Annotated in this window: 18 protein-coding genes; 9 read left to right on the top strand and 9 right to left on the bottom strand. The window is 72.1% G+C overall.

Annotated features, from left to right (window positions below; all coding sequences use genetic code 11):
- Window positions 1-4 precede the first annotated feature (4 nt).
- A complete protein-coding gene (locus V2S66_RS14870; protein WP_037913060.1) occupies window positions 5-262 on the top strand; it encodes a WhiB family transcriptional regulator in 258 nt (85 codons plus the stop codon).
- Window positions 263-411: 149 nt separating this feature from the next.
- Here V2S66_RS14870 and V2S66_RS14865 read toward each other — a convergent pair whose 3' ends face one another.
- Both V2S66_RS14865 and V2S66_RS14860 read right to left on the bottom strand, forming a co-directional pair.
- A complete protein-coding gene (locus tag V2S66_RS14865) occupies window positions 412-1,860 on the bottom strand; it encodes a sensor histidine kinase (RefSeq protein WP_330795758.1) in 1,449 nt (482 codons plus the stop codon).
- 311 nt (window positions 1,861-2,171) lie between these two features.
- On the bottom strand, window positions 2,172-3,248 hold the full coding sequence (locus V2S66_RS14860; RefSeq protein WP_330795476.1) for an SIS domain-containing protein: 1,077 nt from the start codon (window positions 3,246-3,248) through the stop codon (window positions 2,172-2,174).
- A 174-nt stretch (window positions 3,249-3,422) separates the two neighbouring features.
- On the opposite strand from V2S66_RS14860, the gene nagB reads away from it, so the two are divergent.
- On the top strand, window positions 3,423-4,208 hold the full coding sequence (gene nagB, locus V2S66_RS14855) for a glucosamine-6-phosphate deaminase (protein WP_330795474.1): 786 nt from the start codon (window positions 3,423-3,425) through the stop codon (window positions 4,206-4,208).
- Window positions 4,209-4,348: 140 nt separating this feature from the next.
- Here the strand turns inward: nagB and mce are convergent, their stop codons facing one another.
- From mce to V2S66_RS14830, 5 genes are all read right to left on the bottom strand, one after another.
- Window positions 4,349-4,837 (bottom strand): methylmalonyl-CoA epimerase, encoded by a 489-nt coding sequence (mce, locus tag V2S66_RS14850; RefSeq protein WP_330795473.1) that lies wholly within the window; start codon window positions 4,835-4,837, stop codon window positions 4,349-4,351.
- Between the two features lie 134 nt (window positions 4,838-4,971).
- Window positions 4,972-6,483, bottom strand: coding sequence for a glycoside hydrolase family 3 protein (locus V2S66_RS14845; protein ID WP_330795471.1), 1,512 nt, complete (start codon window positions 6,481-6,483; stop codon window positions 4,972-4,974).
- Complete coding sequence (locus V2S66_RS14840; RefSeq protein WP_330795469.1) at window positions 6,480-7,334, bottom strand: carbohydrate ABC transporter permease; 855 nt, start codon at window positions 7,332-7,334, stop codon at window positions 6,480-6,482. The genes V2S66_RS14845 and V2S66_RS14840 overlap by 4 nt, the downstream gene beginning before the upstream one ends.
- Window positions 7,331-8,338 carry a carbohydrate ABC transporter permease gene (locus V2S66_RS14835; RefSeq protein WP_330795468.1) on the bottom strand — a complete coding sequence of 336 codons (1,008 nt, stop codon included), beginning with the start codon at window positions 8,336-8,338 and terminating at the stop codon, window positions 7,331-7,333. Before V2S66_RS14835 ends, V2S66_RS14840 begins: the two co-directional genes overlap by 4 nt.
- Window positions 8,339-8,429: 91 nt before the next feature.
- Window positions 8,430-9,728: an extracellular solute-binding protein gene (locus V2S66_RS14830; RefSeq protein WP_330795466.1), complete on the bottom strand. Its 1,299-nt coding sequence runs from the start codon at window positions 9,726-9,728 to the stop codon at window positions 8,430-8,432.
- 329 nt (window positions 9,729-10,057) lie between these two features.
- Here V2S66_RS14830 and V2S66_RS14825 point away from each other — a divergent pair, with 329 nt between their 5' ends.
- From V2S66_RS14825 to mctP, 3 genes are all read left to right on the top strand, one after another.
- Entirely contained in the window at window positions 10,058-10,825 is a 768-nt protein-coding gene (locus V2S66_RS14825; protein WP_330795755.1) for a GntR family transcriptional regulator, read from the top strand.
- A gap of 89 nt (window positions 10,826-10,914) precedes the next feature.
- A complete protein-coding gene (locus tag V2S66_RS14820; RefSeq protein WP_330795464.1) occupies window positions 10,915-11,193 on the top strand; it encodes a DUF3311 domain-containing protein in 279 nt (92 codons plus the stop codon).
- Window positions 11,190-12,842 carry a monocarboxylate uptake permease MctP gene (gene mctP, locus V2S66_RS14815; protein WP_330795462.1) on the top strand — a complete coding sequence of 551 codons (1,653 nt, stop codon included), beginning with the start codon at window positions 11,190-11,192 and terminating at the stop codon, window positions 12,840-12,842. Before V2S66_RS14820 ends, mctP begins: the two co-directional genes overlap by 4 nt.
- Before the next feature lie 271 nt (window positions 12,843-13,113).
- Here mctP and V2S66_RS14810 read toward each other — a convergent pair whose 3' ends face one another.
- On the bottom strand, window positions 13,114-14,106 hold the full coding sequence (locus tag V2S66_RS14810) for a helix-turn-helix domain-containing protein (RefSeq protein ID WP_330795753.1): 993 nt from the start codon (window positions 14,104-14,106) through the stop codon (window positions 13,114-13,116).
- A gap of 89 nt (window positions 14,107-14,195) precedes the next feature.
- Here V2S66_RS14810 and V2S66_RS14805 point away from each other — a divergent pair, with 89 nt between their 5' ends.
- The gene (locus V2S66_RS14805) at window positions 14,196-14,336 is read left to right on the top strand and encodes a hypothetical protein (RefSeq protein WP_330795460.1); all 141 of its coding nucleotides are present in this window, start codon (window positions 14,196-14,198) and stop codon (window positions 14,334-14,336) included.
- Between the two features lie 39 nt (window positions 14,337-14,375).
- Here V2S66_RS14805 and V2S66_RS14800 read toward each other — a convergent pair whose 3' ends face one another.
- The gene (locus V2S66_RS14800) at window positions 14,376-15,374 is read right to left on the bottom strand and encodes a LuxR C-terminal-related transcriptional regulator (RefSeq protein WP_330795458.1); all 999 of its coding nucleotides are present in this window, start codon (window positions 15,372-15,374) and stop codon (window positions 14,376-14,378) included.
- Between the two features lie 303 nt (window positions 15,375-15,677).
- Between V2S66_RS14800 and V2S66_RS14795 the strand changes: the two genes are divergently transcribed.
- The 3 genes from V2S66_RS14795 (at window position 15,678) to V2S66_RS14785 (ending at window position 19,290) form a co-directional block, all read left to right on the top strand.
- Window positions 15,678-15,950 (top strand): hypothetical protein, encoded by a 273-nt coding sequence (locus V2S66_RS14795; protein ID WP_330795457.1) that lies wholly within the window; start codon window positions 15,678-15,680, stop codon window positions 15,948-15,950.
- 7 nt (window positions 15,951-15,957) lie between these two features.
- Window positions 15,958-16,281: a hypothetical protein gene (locus V2S66_RS14790; RefSeq protein ID WP_330795455.1), complete on the top strand. Its 324-nt coding sequence runs from the start codon at window positions 15,958-15,960 to the stop codon at window positions 16,279-16,281.
- A gap of 606 nt (window positions 16,282-16,887) precedes the next feature.
- Entirely contained in the window at window positions 16,888-19,290 is a 2,403-nt protein-coding gene (locus tag V2S66_RS14785) for a ribonucleoside-diphosphate reductase subunit alpha (protein ID WP_330795453.1), read from the top strand.
- Window positions 19,291-19,293 lie beyond the last annotated feature (3 nt).

Below are 19,293 nucleotides of genomic sequence, written 5' to 3'. Positions count from 1 at the left end.
AGCCATGGACTGGCGTCACCGCGCCGTTTGCCGCGAGGAAGACCCCGAGCTCTTCTTCCCCATCGGCAACACCGGTCCTGCGCTGCTGCAGATCGAGGAAGCCAAGGCCGTCTGCCGCCGCTGCCCCGTCATGGACCAGTGCCTGCAGTGGGCACTGGAGAGCGGCCAGGACGCCGGTGTCTGGGGTGGCCTCAGCGAGGACGAGCGTCGTGCGATGAAGCGCCGCGCCGCCCGCAACCGGGCCCGCAACGCCAGCGCCTGACCCACAGCTTCCAGCCGAGCCGCAGCGCGCAGCACCTGTCTCGAACGCGCAGCACGCAGCATCGCGAAGAGCCCCGTACCAATGGCGGTACGGGGCTTCAGCGTGTCCCGGCGGCTGCGCGTGACAGGTGCCGGACGGGCGCCGGACGGCTAGGCGTCGAGCGGGAGTTCGAGCGTCACCCGGGTTCCGCCCGAGGGGGCCGGCAGCATGTCGAAGGCGCCGGAGAGTTCGCCGACCACCAGGGTGCGGACGATCTGCAGGCCCAGGTTGCCGGCCTTCTGCGCGTCGAACCCCGGCGGCAGGCCGCGCCCGTCGTCCTGCACCGCGACGGTGAGCAGCTCGCGGCCGCGGGTCACGGTCACGTCGACGGTGCCCGACTCGGCCGGGCCGAAGCCGTGTTCGAGCGCGTTCTGCACCAGCTCGGTGAGGACCATGGACAGCGGTGTGGCCATCTCCGCGGTGAGGATGCCGAACCGCCCGGTGCGCCGGGTGGTGACCCGGCCGGGTGAGATCTCCGCCACCATCGCCAGCACCCGGTCGGCGATCTCGTCGAACTCGACCCGCTCGTCCAGGGTCTGGGAGAGCGTCTCGTGCACGATGGCGATCGACCCGACCCGGCGGACCGCCTCCTCCAGCGCCTCCCGGGCGCTCTCGGAGTCCATCCGGCGGGCCTGCAGCCGCAGCAGCGCGGCCACCGTCTGCAGGTTGTTCTTCACCCGGTGGTGGATCTCCCGGATGGTCGCGTCCTTGGTGATCAGCTCCCGCTCGCGGCGGCGCAGTTCGGTCACGTCGCGCAGCAGCACCAGCGAGCCGGTGTGCACGCCCTTGGGCTTGAGCGGGATGGCGCGCAGCTGGATGACGCCGTCGCCGCCCTCGACCTCGAACTCCCGCGGCGCCCAGCCGCTGGCCAGCTTGACCAGGGCCTCGTCCACCGGGCCGCGCTCCGGGGCGAGTTCGGCGGTGGCCTTGCCGAGGTGGTGGCCGACCAGGTCGGCGGCCTGCCCCAGACGGTGGTACGCCGACAGCGCGTTGGGGCTGGCGTACTGCACCAGTCCTTCGGCGTCCAGCCGGATCAGCCCGTCGCCGGCGCGCGGCGAGGCGTCCATGTCGACCTGCTCCGCCGGGAACGGGAACGACCCCGCGGCGATCATCTGCGCCAGGTCCGAGGCGCTCTGCAGGTACGTGAGTTCGAGCCGGCTGGGGGTGCGCACGGTCAGCAGGTTGGTGTTGCGGGCGATCACGCCGAGCACCCGGCCGTCGCGGCGCACCGGGATGGACTCGACCCGCACCGGCACCTCCTCGCGCCACTCCGGGTCGCCCTCGCGCACGATCCGGCCCTCGTCCAGCGCCGCGTCCAGCAGCGGCCGGCGGCCGCGCGGGACCAGGTGGCCGACCATGTCGTCCTGGTACGAGGTGGGGCCGGTGTTCGGCCGCATCTGCGCCACCGAGACGTACCGGGCGCCGTCCCGCGTCGGCACCCAGAGCACCAGGTCGGCGAAGGACAGGTCGGAGAGCAGTTGCCACTCCGAGACGAGCAGATGGAGCCATTCGAGGTCGGACTCGTCGAGGTCCGTGTGCTCGCGTACGAGGTCGTTCATGGAGGGCACGCCTGCGAGCGTACCCCGCGCCGCGCGGCCGCCGGGACAGCGAATTGACCGCTCGCACGTATGGACACGGGGCAATGGTCTAGTCCACAATGGCGGGTGCTGGATCTCCGCTCTCCCCGCACAGGAGGGCGGACGAGGTGAGGCGTTCTCTGCCCTGACTACGCCGGAGCCTCCACTGGTCGGCCCTATCGGGCCCGCGGGGCACCGCACACCCCGCAGGTCACGGCGCCGACGGCAGCTCCGGGCTGCGGTGCTGGAGAGGTTGAGGGTCCTCTCCCGGCACCGCGGCCCGTAGTTCTTTCCTAACGGGTCTCGGTGATCTTGGCCAGCGCCCTGGGCGCGTCGGGGTCCTGGCCGCGGGCGATGGTGACCTCGTAGGCGAGCTTCTGCAGCGGGAGGATCTCCAGCATCGGCTGGAGCGACTCGGGGAGGCGGCCGGTGGGCAGTGCGAAGCCGTGGGACGCGGCGTCGACCTGCGGCTGGGGGCCGATCACCACGAGGTCCGCGCCCCGGCCGCGGAGCCGGTCGAGGACCGGCTGCAGGGCCCGGCCGCCGAGGCCCTCGGTGACGATCGCGATCACCGGGGAGATGTTGTCGACCATGGCCAGCGGGCCGTGCAGCAGGTCGGCCCCCGAGTAGGCGAGCGCCGGGATGTAGCTGGTCTCCATCATCTTCAGCGCGGCCTCCTTCGCGGTCGGGTAGCCGTAGCCGCGCGAGGTGAGCACCATGCGCTCGGCGAAGCGGTAGCGCCCGGCGAGGTCGCGCACCTCGTCGCCGCGGGCGAGCACCTCCGCGGCGAGGTCGGGGAGCACGGCGGCCGCGGAGCCGTCGTCGTCCTTCAGGCCCATCACGAACAGGTAGAGCGCGAGCAGCTCCGCGGTGTACGTCTTCGTCGCGGGGAGCGCCTTCTCGGGGCCCGCCAGCAGGTCGATGTGGAACTCGGAGATCTCCGCGAGCGGCGAGTCCGCGTTGTTGGTCACCGCCAGGGTGATCGCGCCGGCCTCGCGGGCCGCCCGGGTGGAGGCGCCGAGGTCGGGGGAGCCGCCGGACTGGCTGACGGTGATCACCAGCACGTCCTGGAGCTGCGGCTTGGCGCCGTAGGCGGTGGTGGTGGACATCGAGGTGAGGCCGCAGGGCAGTCCCAGCTCGACCTCGATGAGGTACTTGGCGTAGAGCGCCGCGTGGTCGGAGGTGCCGCGGGCGCTCAGCAGCACGAAGCGGGGGCGCCGGGCCGCGATGCGGCGCGCGGTCCGCCTGATCCTGGGTCCGCCGTCGGCGAGCAGGCGGCGCAGCACCTCGGGCTGCTCGGCCATCTCGCCGTGCATGATCCAGCCGGGCTCGCCCCGGCGCGGAGCCTCGGACGCCGCCGTGTCCGACATCTCCACCGCCTCCATCCGGCCACCGACCCCCACCAGTCGACCACAGGACCCGGCCCCCCGCACGACAGGGCGGAGCGGGGTCGGGACGGATGCGGCGAGGCCCTCCTGCGCGGCTGCCCGCTCTGCTAGATTGGTCTATACCACACTCCCCCTCTCCAGATCGGCAGGCCCAGCGTGGAAGTCGTCATCGTCCCGGACGCCGCCGCAGGCGGCGAACTCATCGCGGAGGCCATGGCCGCCCTGCTGCGCCGCAAGCCCGACGCCCTGCTCGGCGTCGCCACCGGCTCCACCCCGCTGCCGATCTACCAGGCGCTCGCCGCCCGGGTGCGCTCCGGCGCGGTGGACGCGTCCCGGGCCAGGGTCTGCCAGCTGGACGAGTACGTGGGACTGCCCGCGGGACACCCCGAGTCCTACCGCTCGGTGGTGCTGCGGGAGGTGGTGGAGCCGCTGGGCCTGTCGGCCGGCTCCTTCATGGGCCCCGACGGCTCCGCCGACGACGTGCAGGGCGCCTGCGAGGCGTACGACGCCGCGCTGTCCGACGCCGGCGGGGTGGACCTCCAGCTGCTCGGCATAGGCACCGACGGCCACATCGGCTTCAACGAGCCGTGCTCCTCGCTCGCCTCCCGCACCCGGATCAAGACGCTGACCGACCAGACCCGGGTGGACAACGCCCGCTTCTTCGGCGGCGACATCGCGCAGGTGCCGCACCACGTGATCACCCAGGGCATCGGCACCATCCTGGAGGCCAGGCACCTGGTGCTGCTGGCCACCGGCGAGGGCAAGGCGGAGGCCGTCGCGCAGACCGTCGAGGGCCCGGTGGCGGCCGTGGTGCCGGCCTCCGCGCTGCAACTGCACCCGCACGCCACGGTGGTGGTCGACGAGGGCGCCGCCTCCAAGCTCAAGCTCGCGCCGTACTTCCGGGCCACCTACGCGGCCAAGCCCGCCTGGCAGGGCCTGTAGTCCGGCCGCAGGACGCCGCGCGGCGGCGGCGCCTACCTCGCCTGGCTGCTCGACGACGCCCCGGAAGCGACCGTGAAGCACGTGCTGGGGCTGCTGCCCCCGCCGGTACGGGTGCTGTACCGGCGGGTCTTCCAGCCGCGCTACGCGCGCACCGCGCGCTGGTCGGCCGCCTGATCGGGGTCGGCCCGAAGGGTCGCCGCGCCGCCCGCTCCGGTCGCGGTGACCAGCTCGGTGAGCACCCCGTGGCAGTCCTTGGGGTGCAGGAAGTTGATCCGCGAACCCCGCGAGCCGGGCCGGGGCTCGGGGTAGACCGACCGTACGCCGTGCTCCCCCGCGGCCGCGGTCGCCGCCTCGACGTCGGCGGTGCCGAAGGCGATGTGGTGCACGCCCTCGCCGTTCCTCGCCAGCCAGCCGGCCACCGGCCCGCCCTCGCCGAGGGGTTCGAGCAGCTGGATCCACGACGCGCCGCCGTCGTCCGTGCCGCCCACCCGCAGCATCGCCTCCCGTACGCCCATCTCCTGGCTGCTCTCGATGCTCGCGACGGTGAAACCGTAGGTGCGGCAGTAGAACTCCGCCGTGGCGTCCAGGTCGAAGCAGGCGATGCCGATGTGGTCGATTCTGGTGAGCATGGCGGCCTCTCGTCGGTCGGTCTCCTGCGCACGATCGTGTATCGCCGCCCCGCCGCAGACCAGCGGCGGGGCGGCGATATGTCAGGTGCGGGGCACGACCGGCCGGGTGGCGGCCGGGAGCCGCGGGCGGCGGCTCACGCCTCCCGGCCGGCGATCGCCTCGGCGGCCGCCTCGCCGCAGACCCGGGCCGCGCCGTGGGTGGCGATGTGCAGCGCACCGATCGGCGCGGCCTGCGGCACCCCCATCTCGACCACGATCGTCGACGGCCTGGCGGCCACCAGCGCGGCCAGCGCCTCGGCCATCCAGGCGTGCCGGTGCACGTCGCGGACCACCGCGACCACCGGGCGCTCGCCGGCCGCGGCCAGCAGCCCGGCCACCTCGGCCGAGCGGTAGGTGCCGGTCTCGGTGCCCGGCAGCAGCCGCGCCAGCTCGGCCGCCACGCCCCACGGCGTGACGTTGCCGACCGCCAGGTTCGCCGCCGGGGTGAAGGAGGCCACGTACGGCGCCCGGGTGAGCGGCGTGAACGCGTCGGTCCTGGTGATGCGCAGCGCCCGGCGGGCGGCTTCCAGCCCGACGTCGGAGCCGGGCGCGATCCCCTCCGCCGCGCCCCGCTGCTCCACCGTCCAGGCGGCGAGCCGCCGCACCCGGGCCGCCGCGTCCGCGAGGCGCTCGGCCGGCAGCGAGCCGTCCCGTACCGCCCCGACGATGGCGTCGCGCAGCGACAGCACGGTCTGCTCGTCGCACAGCCCGCCGCCCACGCAGATCGCGTCGGCGCCCGCGGCCAGCGCCATCACGGTGCCGCGCTCGATGCCGTAGGTGGCCGCGATCGCCTGCATCTCGATGCCGTCGGTGATGATCAGCCCGTCGTAGCCGAGGCCACCCTGCGCGATCGGCGCCCGCAGCAGCCCGGTGAGGATGGTGCGGCTGAGCGTCGCGGGCAGCTCGGGGTCGAGCGCGGGCACCAGGATGTGCGCGCTCATCACGACCTTGGTGTCCGCCGCGAGCGAGGCGCGGAACGGCACCAGTTCGCGGGCGTGCAGCGTCTCCAGGTCCACGTCGATCCGCGGCAGCGCGTGGTGCGAGTCGACCGCGGTGTCGCCGTGGCCGGGGAAGTGCTTGACGCAGGCGGCCACGCCGGCCGACTGGAGGCCCTCCACGTAGGCGGCGGTGTTGCGCGCCACCAGCTCCGGGTCGGCGCCGAAGGAGCGCACGCCGATGACCGGGTTGCCGGGGTCGGAGTTGACGTCGCCGGAGGGCGCCCAGTCGAGGTTGACGCCGCACTCGGCGAGCCGGCGGCCCAGCTCGGCGGCGACCGCGCGGGTCAGCTTGACGTCGTCGACCGCGCCGAGGGCGAGGTTGCCGGGGAAGGAGGAGCCGCCGTGCACTTCGAGGCGGGTGACGTCGCCGCCCTCCTCGTCCGCGGCGATCAGCACGTCGGGCCGGACCGCGCGCAGTTGGGCGGTGAGCCGGGCGACCTGCTCGGCGGACTCGATGTTCCGCGAGAACAGGGCGACCGCGCCCAGCCCCTCGGCGAGGCGCAGCAGCACCCAGTCGGGCGCGGTGAGGCCCTCGAAGCCGGGCTGGAGGACGGTGAGCGCGTCGCGGGTCAGGGTGTCCGCGGGGGTGTCGATGGAAATGACGGTCATCCCTTCACCGCGCCGGCGGTCAGACCGGCGGCAACCTTGCGCTGGACCAGCAGGAAGAAGAACACCACGGGCAGTGCGATGAGGATCGAGCCGGCCATCAGCGCCCCGTAGTCGGTGCCGCGCTGGCCGGTGAACTTCAGCAGCCAGATGCTCAGGGTGTACTTGTCGTTGTCCTGCAGCAGGACGTACGCGAACAGGTACTCGTTCCAGGCGGTCATCAGCGCGTAGATGGCGGCGGCGACCAGGCCGGGGGCGAGCAGCGGCAGCACCACGCGGCGGAAGGCGGCCATCTGGCTGCAGCCGTCGACCATCGCCGACTCCTCCAGCTCCCGGGGGATGTTGATGATGAAGCCGCGCAGCATCCACACCGAGAACGGCAGCGTGGAGGCCGCGTAGACGGCGATCACACCCCAGTACTCGTTGAGTCCGCCCAGGTCGTTGAGCTGGATGTAGATCGGCACCAGCATCGAGGTGGCCGGGATCATCTGCACCAGCAGCAGCGCGATCATCAGCCCGCGGCGGCCCCAGAACCGGAACCGGCCGATGGCGTACGCGGCGAGCAGGCCGATGCCGATCGCTATCACCACGCTGAACAGCGAGATGATCACGCTGCTCTTGACGTTGTCCCAGAAGTTGGGCATGTCGATCGCCCGCTTGAACTGGTCGAACGTCACCGAGCTGGGGTACAGCTTCTGGTGGTAGCTGAGGATCTCCTGGGACGGCCGCAGCGCGGTGATGATCATCCAGTAGACCGGGAAGCCCATGATCACGAAGGTGATCAGGCCGAGGACGTTCCAGCCGGCGCGGCTCTTCTTCTTGCTGCGGTACGTGACCTTGGCTGCGGTGCTCACTCGACCTCTCCGATCTTCAGCAGCTGGCGCAGGTAGTAGATGGAGAAGCAGGACAGCAGCAGCACGGTGATGATGGAGATCGCGGCGCTGCGGCTGAAGGAGTTGACGGTGAACGCCTGGACGTAGGCGTAGAGGCCGAGCAGCTGGTAGTCCTGCTCGGGCAGGTTGTTGCGCATCAGCAGGATCTGGCCGAGGACGCCGAAGTCCCAGATCACCGAGAGCGTCGTGGTCATCACGAACACCGGCTTGATCACCGGGAAGGTGACGAAGCGGAAGATGCCGATGCCGCGGGCGCCGTCGATCCTGGCGGCCTCCTCCAGCTCCTTGGGGACCTGGGTCAGCGCGGAGTAGAGGCTGATCGCGATGAACGGGATGGCGCCCCAGATCACCAGGATCGCGATGATGGTCAGACCCGAGGTGGGGTTGAGGAACCAGTTGTGCCCGGTGTAGTCGACCCCGGGCAGCCGGGTCAGCAACTGGTCGACCAGGCCGTAGTCCGAGTCGAACATGAACTTGAAGATCGAGCTGGACACCAGCAGCGGCATCGCCCAGACCGTGATCATCACGCTGGTCATCATGAGCCGCACCCAGTCGGACACCCGCTGCATCAGCAGCGCGACCAGCAGTCCGAGCACCATGGTGAAGAAGACGCAGCCGGCCACGAAGAGGAAGGTGCGCAGCACCACGTGCCAGAACTCGCTGTCGGTCAGCACCGAGGTGTACTGGTCGAATCCGACCCACGGCGGCGAGGTGTGCAGCCACAGGTTGCCGCGGCGCTCGTCCTGGAAGGACAGCACCACAGTGTCGACCAGCGGGTAGCCCAGCACGCCGGCCATGATCACCAGGGCGGGCGTGATCAGCAGGTAGGGCAGCGATCTGCTCTGCCGGGTGCGGCGGCCGGTACGGCCGCGGCCCGGGACGGCGGACCGGTGCGCGGCCGGAGGCGGGGCGAGCGGACGTCCCCCGGTCACCGGCTCGGTGGCATGCGTGTCGGCGGCACTCATCTGCGCTGACCTTTCTTGGGTGTCATGCCGGGATACCGGGGCGGGCGGCCCGCAGCTGCGGACCGCCCTCCCCCGATGACCAACGCCCGGTTCAGGAGGCGTTGTTGATCAGCGAGTTGATCTTGTCGTCGGCCGCCTTGGTGGCGTCGGCGACGGACTTGCCCTTGAGGATGTCGAGCAGCATCGTCTTGAGGATGCCCTGCTTCTCGATCGAGGCCCAGCCCGGTGCGATGGGCGTGAACCAGGCGTCCGGCACCGCGTTGGCCGCGGCGGCGGTGGCCGGGTTGGCCTTCATCGGCTCCAGCTGCGTGGTGTTGTTCGGCAGCGTCGCCTTGGTGACGAGGGTGGCCTCGTTCTTCTCGTCGGTGTAGTCGGCGATGAACTCCTTGGCCAGGTCCTGCACCTTGGACTTGCTGACCACCGCGAGGTCGGAGCCGCCGATGAAGGAGGGCAGCGCCTTGCCGTTCGGGCCGGGCATGGTCGCCGTCTTGATGGCGTCCTTGAGCTTGGCGTTGCCGGTCGGCGGCGTGATGACCGAGCCGGCCTCCCAGCCGTTGCCGTAGATCAGGCCGGCCTTGCCGTGCGCCATCACGTTGGCGTGGTCGGTCTCGTCCTTGGTCTGGTCGCCGTGGTTGTACTTCTTGACCAGGTCGATGAAGTGCTGGATGCCCTGCTGCGCCTGCGGGGTCTCCAGGCTGGCGGTCCACTTGGAACCGTCGGTGGTGGCGATCGCGCCGCCGTACGCCTTGACGTACGACATCGCGGCGTACCAGTACTGGCCGGGCAGGTACAGCGGCGAGTAGGTCTTGTCGCTGCCCTTCTTCGCCTCGACCTTGTCCAGGGCCGCGGTCAGCGCGTCCTCGGTGGTCGGCAGCTGGTCCGAGCCGGTCGCGGCCTTGAAGTCGTCCGCGTTGTAGATCGCGACACGGGCACCGGCGTAGTAGGGCACGCAGTAGAGCTTGCCCTGGTAGGTGCAGGTGTCCTCAAGGCCCTTGATCCAGGTCGCCGAGTTGGCGAACTGCTTCTTGTCGACCTCGGCCAGGGCGCCGTTGAGGATGTACGTCATCGTCTCGGTGTTGCCCAGCTCGACCACGTCGGGAGCGCTGGAACCGGCGAGCGAGGCGTCCAGCTTCTGGACCTTGTCGCTCCACTGCTGGTACTGGATCTTCAGGTTGACCTTCGGGTACTTCGCCTTGAACTCGGCGGTCGTGTTCTTCACCAGCTCCGGCCAGGCCGTCTGCGACTCCGCCATCAGCCAGACCGTCACCGTGCCGGTGCGGTCGGCCGGGGTCTGCGCCGCCTTGTCGTCCTTCTTGTCCGACCCGCCACAGGCCGCCACACCAGCAATCATGGTCGCGACGCCGATCGCCGCGATGAGCTTGCGCTTCACGCCACCCTCCTCAGGATGCCCGAAACTCCCCCCACCGCCCGAAATGCCGGCTGATGCGAGACACGCTGCCGCCGCGTCCTGCTCGTGGGTCTGGGATTGGTCTTTCTTTCTGGTCAAATGGTTTAGACCAGTAACGGGAGCTTGGCCTAGACCTTTAGGGGTGTCAAGGGTGTATAAGAACACCCGTCGGCTCTGTTATCGGACCGACACCTGGGGGGGACCAGCCACCCACCGCCTCCCTCCGCCGGCCCAGGCCGTGCCACCATGTGAGCCGCTATTAACGGAGGAAGCCGGTGACGGCAGCGCGACAGCAGTCGGGAGTCAACGTCATGGAGAGCGACGCGGGAACGGCGGAGACCACCGGAACCGGCACCGCGGGCCGCACCGCCCGCGTGCCCAAGTACTACCGGCTCAAGAGGCATCTGCTGGACATCACGCAGACGATGCCGCCGGGCACCCCGGTGCCGCCCGAACGCACCCTCGCCACCGAGTTCGACACCTCCCGCACCACGGTCCGCCAGGCCCTTCAGGAGCTGGTGGTGGAGGGGCGGCTGGAGCGCATCCAGGGCAAGGGCACCTTCGTGGCCAAGCCCAAGGTGTCCCAGGCGCTGCAACTGACCTCCTACACCGAGGACATGCGGGCGCAGGGCCTGGAACCCACCTCGCAGCTGCTGGACATCGGCTACATCACCGCGGACGACCGGCTCGCCGAGCTGCTCGACATGAAGGCCGGCGGCCGGGTGCTGCGGATCGAGCGGCTGCGGCTGGCCAACAGCGAGCCGATGGCGATCGAGACCACCCACCTGTCCGCCAAGCGCTTCCCCGCGCTGCGCCGCAGCCTGGCCAAGTACACCTCGCTGTACACCGCGCTGGCCGAGGTCTACGACGTGCGGCTGGCCGAGGCCGAGGAGACCATCGAGACCTCGCTGGCCACCCCGCGCGAAGCCGGGCTGCTCGGCACCGACGTGGGCCTGCCGATGCTGATGCTCTCCCGGCACTCCATCGACACCACGGGCGAGCCGGTGGAGTGGGTGCGGTCGGTCTACCGCGGCGACCGCTACAAGTTCGTCGCACGCCTCAGCCGCCCCACGGACTGACAACCGCACGGGTAGTGACGCCCGTCCGCTCCGTCCCCTAGATTCGCTGGGCACCGAAAAAGGTCGCCCAAGGGGACGGAGCAGCACGAATGCCGGAAGAGACACCGCCGGAGGCCACCGCGCCGACGCCGCCCGCCACACCCGTCGTCACCCTTCCGCGGGTGCTGGCCGGGCTCTGCCTGATCATCCCGTTCGTGGCCCTGCTGTGGGTCGACTCCTACGCGCGGCTGACCCCGCGCCTGATCGGCATCCCGTTCTTCTACTGGTACCAGCTCGCCTGGGTGCCGGTGGCCGCGGCGCTGACCTACGGCGCGTACCTGCTGGTCAAGCTGGACGAGCGCGGCCGCGCGGGAGGTGACCCGCGATGAAGAACGACGTCAACGGCGTGTCCCTGGCCGTCTTCCTGGTCTTCTTCCTCGGCGTCACCGTGCTCGGCTTCCTCGCCGCCCGCTGGAGGCGCGCCGACAACGCCCTGCACCTGGACGAATGGGGCCTGGGCGGACGCAGCTTCGGCACCTGGGTCACCTGGTTCCTGCTCGGCGGCGACCTCTACACCGCGTACACCTTCGTCGCGGTGCCCGCGGCGATCTACGGCGCCGGCGCGGCCGGATTCTTCGCGGTGCCGTACACGATCATCGCCTACCCGCTGGTCTTCCTCTTCCTGCCGCGGCTGTGGTCGGTCTCGCACAAGCACGGCTACGTGACCTCCTCGGACTTCATCCGCGGACGCTACGGCTCGCGGGCGCTGTCGGTGGCGATCGCGCTCACCGGCATCCTCGCCACCATGCCGTACATCGCGCTCCAACTGGTCGGCATCCAGGCGGTGCTGGACGTGATGGGCATCGGCGGCGGATCGTCCACGAACTGGTTCGTCAAGGACCTGCCGCTGCTGATCGCCTTCGGCGTGCTGGCCGCGTACACGTACTCCTCCGGGCTGCGGGCGCCGGCGCTGATCGCCTTCGTCAAGGACGCGCTGATCTACATCGTCATCGCGGTGGCGATCATCTACATCCCGTACAGGCTGGGCGGGTTCGACGACATCTTCAACCACGCGCAGTCGGCGTACGCGGCGACCAACCCGGCCACCGGCAAGCCCCGCGGCTCGCTGGTGACCGCCCCGCAGGCGCAGTGGGCCTACGCGACGCTGGCGCTCGGCTCGGCGATGGCGCTCTTCCTCTACCCGCACTCGGTCACCGCGGTGCTCTCCAGCCGCAGCCGCAACGTGATCCGCCGCAACACCACGATCCTGCCGCTGTACTCGCTGATGCTGGGCCTGCTGGCGATGCTCGGCTTCATGGCCGTCGCGGACGGCGTCGGCAAGGGCATCAAGGGGTACAACGCGCAGCTGGCGATCCCGCAGCTGTTCGAGAACCTCTTCCCGTCGTGGTTCGCCGGCGTGGCCTTCGCGGCGATCGGCATCGGGGCGCTGGTGCCGGCGGCGATCATGTCCATCGCGGCGGCGAACCTCTTCACCCGCAACATCTACAAGGACCTGATCAGGCCGCAGGCCACGCCCGCGGAGGAGACCAAGGTCTCCAAGCTCGCGTCCCTGGTGGTCAAGGTCGGCGCGCTGGTCTTCGTGCTCACCATGGACAAGACCGTGGCGATCAACTTCCAGCTGCTGGGCGGCATCTGGATCCTTCAGACGGTGCCGACCATCGTCGGCGGCCTGTTCACCCGCTGGTTCCACCGCTGGGCGCTGCTGGCCGGCTGGGCGGCCGGCATGGGCTACGGCACGTGGAAGGCGTACCAGCAGACCAGTCCGACGCAGGCGCACTTCGGCGGCAACTCGGACATGATCCCGTGGATCGGCGAGAAGGGGTACATCGGGCTCACTGCCTTCGTCCTCAACCTCGTGGTGGCGGTCGGGCTCACGCTCCTGCTCAACGCGCTCAAGGCGCCCTCGGGCGCCGACGAGACGGTCCGCGCGGACTATGTCGCCGAGGCCGCCGAGCCGGTCGGCGCTGGCGCGCCCGGCACCGAGCCGGGCCTCCCCCCGGTCCCCGCCCCCGCCTAGCCCCCTCCGGGGGCGGGCCATTCCCCGGGCCGCGCCGTTCCCCGCGCCCCACCCGGGGCGCGGGGAACGGCGCGGGCAACCACCCACCGGCCGGTGGCCCGGTCCGCGACGGCACCGGCCCCACCGGGCCGGTGACGACCCGCGGGCGGTTCGCAGCTGGCCGCGCCGTTCCCCCGGCCCCGCAAGGACCCGGGCGCTGCGCCCCCTCAGGGGCGCGGGCAACCGGCAACCGGCCGGTGGGCCGGTGGCGACGGGCAGCCGTCGCGGCGGCTCAGAGACGGCCGGGCGTCCCGGGCGCCACGGAAACCCGGGCGGGAGCCCGGAAGGTGCGGCGGTAGGCGTGGGGCGTCGTGCCGGTCCAGCGGCCGAAGTGATGGCGGAGGGTCGCCGCGTTGCCGAACCCCGCGCGGAGCGCGACCGCGTCGACCGTGTCGTCGGTCCCCTCCAGCAACTCCCGCGCCAGCAGCACCCGCTGCCCCAGCAGCCAGCGGTACGGCGTCGTCCCGGTCTCCTGCTGGAAGCGCCGCGCGAAGGTCCGCGGCGACATGTGCGCCCGAGCGGCCAGCTCCTCGACGGTGACCTCGCGGTCCAGGTGGCGCTCCAGCCACGCGAGGACACCCGTCACGGTGTCACTGGTCGCGCGCGGCAGCGGCCGCGCCACGTACTGCGCCTGGCCGCCCTCGCGGTGCGGCGGCACCACCATCCGCCGGGCGATGCCGTTGGCGACCGCGCTGCCCTGCTCCTTGCGGACCAGGTGCAGGCACGCGTCGATGCCGGCTGCCGTACCGGCCGAGGTGATCACGCCGGAGTCGTCGACGTAGAGCACGTCGGGTGCGACCAGGGCCCGCGGGTAGCGGGCGGAGAGCGTCTCGGTGTGCCGCCAGTGCGCCGCGCACCGGCGGCCGTCGAGCAGCCCGGCCGCGCCCAGCACGAACACCCCCGAGCACACGCTCAGCACCGTCGCGCCCCGCTCGACCGCCCGGCGCAGCGCGGCGAGCAGCGCGGGCGGGAAGTCCCGCCCGACGTACGAGTCGCCGGCCGGCACGGCGATCAGGTCCGCCTCCTCCAGCCGGTCCAGGTCCTCGCCGACGGCCAGGCTGAACCCGGCGTGGGTGCTCAGCGTGGGCCCCTCGGCCGAGACGACCGCGAAGTCGTAGTACGGCAGCCCCTCGTCCCGGCGGTCCAGGCCGAAGACCTCGCACACGACGCCCAGTTCGAAGGGGTGGACGCCGTCCAGGAGCACGGTCGCGACGTTCTTCAGCATGGCTCCGAGGATGCCACGTGGCAGGATGTCGCGGTAGTACGTCAGTCCTGCCACTGTTCTGCGGTAAGCCGCGCGAGCACGATTGACCCATGACACTCCTTCTCGACATCGCCGCCCTGTCCGCCCTGGCCCTGGCCCTGGCCTTCGTCCCGCTGAACGGCGCGCTGCACGACGCGCGCGTCTCCCGCCAGATCCGGGCGGCGGAGGAGGGCCGGCGGCTGCCCCACTGACCGCCCGCCCGCCCCGGCCGGTCCGGGGCGGGCGGGCGGTCAGAGCCAGCCGCGCTGCGCCGCTTTGAGGCCCGCCTCGAAGCGGCTCGTCGCGTTCAGCCGCTCCATCAGCCCGGACATCTGCCGCCGTACCGTGCGCAGCGAGACGCCGAGCCGCTTGCCGGCGGCCTCGTCGGTCAGCCCGGACGCCAGGAGCTTCAGCAACTGCCGCTCCACCGGGCTGAGTCCGCCGATCCCCTCCGCGCCCGCCTCGGGCCTGCGGTCGGCCCCCAGCGGGACGGCCGCGTCCCAGGTCTGCTCGAAGAGCGCGACCAGCGACGCCACGATGCCCGGCGAGCGCGTGCACAGCGCGCCCGCGCGGGTGTTCTCCGGATCGATCGGCACGATCGCGACCCGCCGGTCGAAGACCACCATGCGCGGCGGCGGCATCGGCATGGTGCGCACCTGCCCGCCGGACTCCGTCAGCCAGCGCGCGTAGGCGAGCGTCGGCGGGTCGTTGCGGGCGCTGTCCTGGTAGACGGACATGATCCGCACCCCGCGCCCGAGCGCCTCCCGGTCCAGCGGCCGCGAGGCGTCCAGCGCCCCCTGCGACTGGGCGCCGCCGGGGTTGATGCCCAGGCACTCCGACTCCAGCCCGCGCGCCAGCTCCTCCAGGCGGGTCTGGATGGCGTCCAGGCCGACGAGCCGCTCCGCCTGGTCGCTGCGGCTGTCCTCGCGCCGGTCGGCGAACTCCGCGACGGCCCGCGCCACCGCCTCCTTGCTCCTGAGCACCTCCTGCTGACGCCGCGCCAGGTCTGCCTCCTGCCGGCGCAGCAGCAGTTCGAGCCCCACCTCGGGGCTGACCGGCCGCAGCGTGCCGGGCGCGTCCCGCGAGACCTGGAGCAGTTCGATGTCGACCAGCCGGTCAAGGCAGGACCGGACCTCCGTCTGCGGCAGTGCCAGTTCGGCGCTCAACTCCGCGACGGACAGCCGCGGTTCCCGCAGCAACGCGCGATACACCGACTCCACGGCAGGGGCGAGCCCCAGCGCTTCCAACATGCAACCCCCCCGGGTTCCCATCGGCCCGGCAGCGCCGCGCCGCTCGTGCATCCTATCCGCCGTCCCGTTCGCTGCAATGCCCACGCACCATGCACGCACCCCGCCATTGCGGCCGGGACCGACGGCCCCGGGGTGGCACCTCGGTGCCAGCCACCTTGGTGCCACCCGTAAACCCTTCTCTCCCCCCACCGCCCCGGACAGGATGGTCGTCATCGGGGCAACGGAATGGCCACCCGCTCAATCGCTCCGCCGATCGCAGCAATTGACATCCCAGCCATTCTTCCGTCCTTCCGGGGGTTTTCCATGTCCGCGTTCCGCAACCGCGACCGCCGCCTCGTCCCGTCGCGCCGCGCCGCCGCCTGCTCCGCCGTTCTCGGCGTCCTGCTCACCGCGACCGGGCTCACCGCGGCGGCCCACGCCACGGCCCCGGCGGCCCGGCCGGACACCGCCGTAGCCGGGAACATCAGCTGGGACTCGGCTCCGGCCGACCCGGCGCCCACCGCCACGCCCGACCCGACGCCCTCGTCCGACCCGGGCAACATCAGCTGGGACGCCGTCCCGGCGGACGCCGTCTGAGCCGGCCGTGTCCATCGTCCGGGTGCTGATCCGCAGCACCGCTCCCCCAGGGGCGCCGGCCCGGCCCGCGGCGGCCGGCGCGGGCCGTGACCGCCGCGCCCTGGCGGAGTTGGTGCAGGACCTGCTGTGGGCGCACGCGGCGCCCCCCGACGAGGTGGACCACATTCGCGTCCGCCCCTTCCCGACCGGTCCGCAGCCCACCACCGAGGCCGCCGTGTTCGTGCGGGCCGATTCCGACGCGGTCGCCCAGGAGCGGGTGCGCGGATTGCTCCGCAGGACCGTGGAACCGCTCGGCAGACTCGGCCTTCACGCCGAAGTCCCCTTTCACTGAGACGGCGCCCTTTCCTTTCCTGGTCCTTCCGGTTCCGTACGGAGAGAACTCCGCTCCGCCCGTCCCCGCCGCGCTTTCCGTACGCCGCTCCGGCATGACCGTGCGAGGAATTCCGCATCCGCCGGCTGCTTTTCCCCGCTCTCCTTTCACGAAAAAAGAGCCGCCCGGTCCGCGCTCCCGCCCCGCGAGCCGCTCCGCCGGCCGCACCCGGCGACGCGGCGCTCCTCGGACGGGCTCCCGGCGCTCCGCCGGGGCCCGTCCACGCCTCCGCGCGGCGCGCCGCAACGGGCCGACCGGACTGGCGCCGACACAACATCTGGGGCTGCGTGGAATGCGCGCCACTAGATGTATGCTCAACTCCGCTGCCCGCAGGGGAAGCCGGTGGAAGTCCGGCGCTGCCCCGCAACGGTGAGCGGTGGCGCGTCCGCGCGTCCCGCACAGCCCGATCGCCTGCCGGCACCGCGCCCGCCACCCGCGGGCGCGTCTGTCCGGGCCTCGCGGATTGGGCCTGCGGACGTGGTGCGGCCTGCCCGTGTGCCGGGTCGCCGCGCCCTGCCCGCTGTCTCCTCCCCGCGCGGCCGCGCCGCCCAGGGAGAGAGAGCCACCGTGACCATCGCACCCGCCGCACCGCCGGTCCCCGCGGACGTCCAGCAACCGGCGGAGGGCGAAGCGTCCGTCCTGCTGCGGCAGTTGGTGGCGCTGACCGCCGACCTGCCGGACGTCGACCCGGGCCGGGTCGCCGCGGCCGCGCTGCGCGGCCGCAGCGCCGCCGCGGACGGGGACGAGCTGCGGGCGCTGGCCACCGACGCCGCGGCCGGGCTGATCTCGGAGGACCCCGCGTACTCGCGGCTCGCCGCACGGCTGCTGACCCGCACGGTCGCCGAGGAGGCCGCCGGGCAGGGCGCCACCTCCTTCTCCGCGTCGGTTGCGGTCGGCCACCGCGAGGGCCTGATCGCCGACCGCACCGCGGCGTTCGTCACGCTGCACGCGGCCCGGCTGGACGCGCTGGTCGAGGAGGCGCTGGCGGACGGCGCGGACGACCGGTTCGGCTACTTCGGCCTGCGCACCCTGCACAGCCGCTACCTGCTGCGGCACCCGATCACCCGTCAGGTGGTGGAGACCCCGCAGCACTTCATGCTGCGGGTGGCGGCCGGCCTGGCCGAAGACGACACGACGCGGGCGCTGGACGAGGTGGCGTCGCTGTACCGGCTGATGAACCGGCTGGAGTACCTGCCGAGTTCGCCGACGCTCTTCAACTCGGGCACCCGGCACCCGCAGATGTCCTCCTGCTACCTGCTGGACTCGCCGCTGGACGAGCTCGACTCGATCTACGACCGCTACCAGCAGATCGCCCGGCTCTCCAAGCACGCCGGCGGCATCGGCCTGTCCTACTCCCGCATCCGCTCGCGCGGTTCGCTGATCCGCGGCACCAACGGGCACTCCAACGGCATCGTGCCGTTCCTGAAGACGCTCGACGCCTCGGTCGCCGCGGTCAACCAGGGCGGCCGCCGCAAGGGCGCCGCCGCCGTCTACCTGGAGACCTGGCACAGCGACATCGAGGAGTTCCTCGAACTGCGCGACAACACCGGCGAGGACGCCCGCCGCACCCACAACCTCAACCTCGCGCACTGGGTCCCCGACGAGTTCATGCGCCGCGTCGAGGCCGACGAGCCCTGGTCGCTGTTCTCGCCCGCCGACGTGCCAGACCTGGCCGACCTGTGGGGCGCGGAGTTCGACGCCGCCTACCACCGCGCCGAGGCCGCCGGGCTCGCCCTGCGCACCGTGCCGGCCCGGGACCTGTACGGCCGGATGATGCGCACCCTGGCGCAGACCGGTCAGGGCTGGATGACCTTCAAGGACGCCGCCAACCGCACCGCGAACCAGACCGCGACGCCCGGCCACACCGTGCACTCCTCCAACCTGTGCACGGAGATCCTGGAGGTCACCGACGACTCCGAGACCGCCGTGTGCAACCTCGGCTCGGTCAACCTCGGCGCCTTCGTCACCCCGGACGGCGAGGACGTGATCGACTGGCGGCGGCTGGACGAGACGGTGCACACCGCGGTCACCTTCCTCGACCGCGTGGTGGACATCAACTTCTACCCGACCGAGCAGGCGGGCCGGTCCAACGCCCGCTGGCGCCCGGTGGGCCTGGGCGTGATGGGCCTGCAGGACGTGTTCTTCAAGCTGCGGCTGCCGTTCGACTCCGCGCGGGCCCGCGCACTGTCCACCCGGATCGCCGAGCGCGTCATGCTCGCCGCGTACGAGGCGTCCTGCGACCTCGCGGAGCGCAGCGGCCCGCTGCCCGCCTGGGAGCAGACCAGGACCGCGGCCGGCGTGCTGCACCCCGACCACTACGACGCGGCGCTGACCTGGCCGGAGCGCTGGACGGCGCTGCGCGGCCGGATCGCCGCGGGCGGCCTGCGCAACGCGCTGCTCCTGGCCATCGCGCCGACCGCGACCATCGCCTCGATCGCCGGCGCGTACGAGTGCATCGAGCCGCAGGTCTCCAACCTCTTCAAGCGCGAGACGCTCTCCGGTGAGTTCCTCCAGGTCAACCCCTACCTGGTGGCCGAGCTGAAGCAGCTCGGCGGGTGGGACGCGCGGTCCCGCGAGGCGCTGCGCGAGGCGAACGGCTCGGTGCAGGGCTTCGACTGGCTCCCGGCGGAGGTGCGGGAGCTGTACCGCACCGCGTGGGAGATCCCGCAGCGCGCCCTGATCGACCTGGCCGCGGCCCGTACGCCCTTCCTGGACCAGAGCCAGTCGCTGAACCTGTTCCTGGAGACGCCGACCATCGGCAAGCTCAGCTCGATGTACGCCTACGCGTGGAAGCAGGGCCTGAAGACCACGTACTACCTGCGGTCGCGGCCGGCCACCCGGATCGCCCGCGCCGCCCAGGGGCAGGCCCGCGACGCCGCGCCGGTCGCCCTCCCCGCCCAGCAGGGCGCCGACGCCGACGCGATCGCCTGCTCCCTTGAGAACCCCGAGTCCTGCGAGGCATGCCAGTGACGA

This window comes from Actinacidiphila polyblastidii, from assembly GCF_036353415.1.
GTDB lineage: Bacteria > Actinomycetota > Actinomycetes > Streptomycetales > Streptomycetaceae > Actinacidiphila > Actinacidiphila polyblastidii.
This window is presented reverse-complemented; position numbering and strand designations above follow the sequence as displayed.